Here is a 449-nt window from a genome sequence, read left to right on the forward strand (position 1 = left end):
ACAATTGTTGTACTGTTGGCCGGCTTGGTCCTCAACTTCAAAAGCAGCAAAGAGCGTCAGGAAAACGGCGAATGGAGCTCCGGCCTGCAATGGAGTTATCTCCGGTGTATGGTCGGCGTATTCGGCATTTTGTCCGAATTTATGAGCTTTACCGCCGTATTGCTGGTGTTTGTCGTGTTTACCGGTATTGTTTGGGCAATCCATAAAGGCCATCTGAAAAAAAGCGAGACCGGCGAAGACAATGCGCATTTTACCGACTACATGGGCGGCTTTTTTCCCATCATCTTGGTTATCTTTGTGTTGCGCAGCTTTATTGCCGAGCCGTTCCAAATTCCGTCCAGCTCCATGCGTCCGGGCTTGGTCAAAGGCGATTTTATCTTGGTGAACAAATTCTCTTACGGTATCCGCCTGCCGATTTTGAATAAGGTCATTATCCCTGTCGGCAACAT

General features: G+C 48.3%; 1 protein-coding gene. It reads left to right on the plus strand.

Annotated elements, in window-relative coordinates:
• Nucleotides 1–3: 3 nt before the first annotated feature.
• A partial coding sequence (locus ACTHUR_RS20805) for a S26 family signal peptidase (RefSeq protein WP_440400701.1) occupies nucleotides 4–449 on the plus strand: 446 nt, incomplete at its 3' end.

The organism is Neisseria sp. P0021.S007 (genome assembly GCF_051956855.1).